Origin of the sequence: Tahibacter caeni, assembly GCF_024609805.1 — a bacterium.
In the GTDB taxonomy this organism is placed as follows: Bacteria; Pseudomonadota; Gammaproteobacteria; order Xanthomonadales; family Rhodanobacteraceae; genus Tahibacter; species Tahibacter caeni.
In genome coordinates this window covers 1-2,347 of record NZ_JANFVR010000512.1, presented here as the reverse complement: position 1 = coordinate 2,347, position 2,347 = coordinate 1, and the positions used below count along the sequence as shown (strand labels likewise).

Annotated in this window: 3 protein-coding genes; all 3 read left to right on the top strand. The window is 70.8% G+C overall.

The annotated features are described in order from the left end of the window. Window positions 1–378, top strand: a 378-nt coding sequence (locus NON22_RS23270) for an MbcA/ParS/Xre antitoxin family protein (protein ID WP_257389372.1), incomplete at its 5' end; no start/stop codon positions are given. A 145-nt stretch (window positions 379–523) separates the two neighbouring features. Next, window positions 524–1,396, top strand: a complete 873-nt coding sequence (locus tag NON22_RS23265; protein ID WP_257389371.1) for an MBL fold metallo-hydrolase — start codon at window positions 524–526, stop codon at window positions 1,394–1,396. A gap of 166 nt (window positions 1,397–1,562) precedes the next feature. Continuing rightward, window positions 1,563–2,347, top strand: a 785-nt coding sequence (locus NON22_RS23260; RefSeq protein ID WP_257389370.1) for a S1/P1 nuclease, incomplete at its 3' end; no start/stop codon positions are given.

Genomic DNA, 2,347 nt, shown 5'->3' with positions numbered 1-2,347 from the left:
CCGCCGGCCATGCCGCCGTCGCTCGGTCGTCCGGCCGGTCCGCCGCCGGGCGCGTTCGGCGGCATTGCTCCGCATCAGTCCAACAGCGCCGTGCTGGCCGATCTCGCGCGCCAAGCGCGCGCGGCGCGCGGCGAACTGCAGGCCGCCCAGGAAGCCTTCGCCCGGCGCGCGCTCGCGCTCTACGAAACCCTGCGCATCGTCGACGACAGCCTGGTCCAGCTCGCGACCCACGTGCTCGGCAACAGCGTGATCGCCTCGGCCTGGTTCAGCTCGCGCAACCATCACCTGAATCAGCGCTCGCCGCTCGAAGTACTCATGGTCGGCGACCGCGAAGCCGTCGTGAACGAGCTCATGCGGCTCGAGCACGGCGTCTACTGACGGCCGGGCAGGTTCCCTTCCGCGACGCGGCTTTTCGACGCAGCGTGCATCGCGCTGCGCAGCCACGTGCCGCCGACACTGGCCAAACGGCAGACTCCGGCGGTAAAAGTCGGCTCGGCCATCGCGCCGTTCCGGAAGCCCTGCATTGTCTCCCGTCATCCAGTCGTTCTTTCATGCCGCGACGAATACCTGGTCGCACCTCGTCAGCTGCGGCGACGGCACGGCCGCGGCCGTCATCGATCCGGTCCTCGACTTCGATCCGGCCAACGGCCGCGTTTCCACCGAATCGGCCCAGGCGCTGCTGGCCGCCGTGCATGCGCACGGGTTGCGCGTGGAATGGTTGCTCGAAACCCATGCCCATGCGGATCACCTGAGCGCAGCCGACTGGCTGCGCCGCGAACTCGGCGCCGAGGGACATCCGGCACGCACGGCGATCGGCGCCGGCATCGTCACGGTGCAGCGGCATTGGAAGTCGGTGTTCGGCCTCGGCGACGACTTCGCGCCCGACGGTTCCGACTTCGATCATCTGGTCGCCGACGGCGAGCGGCTGCCGCTGGGCGATCTGACGATCGAAGCGCTGGCCACGCCGGGACATACCAGCGACGGCATGAGCTACCGCATCGGCGATGCGGTCTTCGTCGGCGACACGGTGTTCTCGCCGGCGGCCGGCACCGGCCGCTGCGATTTCCCCGGCGGCGACGCGGCGCTGCAGTTCCGCTCGATCCAGCGGCTGTACGCCCTGCCCGAATCCACGCGCCTGTACCTCTGTCACGACTATCCGCCGCGCGACGCCGAGCCGCGCGACGTCGTGGACCTCGTCGAGCAGCGTAGCGGCAATGCCCAGCTGCGTCGCGACACCGCCGAATCCGACTACGTCGCGCGGCGGCAGGCGCGCGACGCGACCCTGCCGGTGCCGCGGCTGCTGTACCCGGCGCTGCAGGTCAACATCCGGGCGGGCCGGCTGCCGCCCGCCGCCGACAACGGCACCGTCTATCTGCGCATTCCGCTGCGTGTCTAGCCGCGCGTCGGAAAGCGCGCACGTCTTCATCGAGCGACGTGAGCGAAGCGTGCGCATCCACGGCGGACGGATTCCGGCCGCAGGCCGGCAAAATCCTGCTCCGGCCGACGGTCCGCCGCCGGCGGCGGCTGTGGCAGACTCCGCGGCTCGTCCACTGGAGAGTCGCATGCGTTACCGCCGCCGTTTTGCCGCTGCCGTGTCCGTTGTCGCCCTGCTGTCGGCCGCGCCGGCTTCGGCCTGGGGACCGCTCGGTCACCGCACGATAGCCGGCATGGCCCAGCAGCAGCTGTCGGCGCCGGCCCAGCGCGAGGTCCGCGCATTGCTGCAGCCCGACGACGAAAGCACGCTCGTCGACGTGGCGACCTGGGCCGACGACCTGCGCGACACCGACCCGGCGCTGTTCCGCTCGACGAGCCGGCTGCACTATGTGAATTTTTCCAGTGCGCAGTGCAACTACGTGCCGCAGCGCGACTGTCGCAAGGGCGAATGCGTCGTCGCCGCGATCCAGCACTACGAAGCCATCCTCGCCGACCGTTCGCGTCCGCGCGCCGAACGCGCCGATGCGCTGCGCTTCGTCTCGCATTTCATCGCCGACGTGCACCAGCCGCTGCACGCGAGCTTCAAGCGCGACAAGGGCGGCAACGGCGTGCAGCTGCGCTACGGCCGCGAGAACTGGAACCTGCACGCGGTCTGGGATTCGCTGATCCTCAATTCCATCGGGCTGCGCTGGCCCGACTATGCCGCGCGCCTGTCCGCCGGCGCGGCGCCGGCCGCGGCCGACAAGGGCGGCGATCCCGCACAATGGGCCGAGGAGTCCTGCCGCGCAGTCCGCGACGACGGCGTCTATCCCGACGGCAACACGATCGACGACGCCTGGCTCGAACGCGAGCGGCCGGTCGCCGAGCGGCGCATGCGGCTCGCCGCCGCGCGCCTGGCTGCGCTGCTCGACCG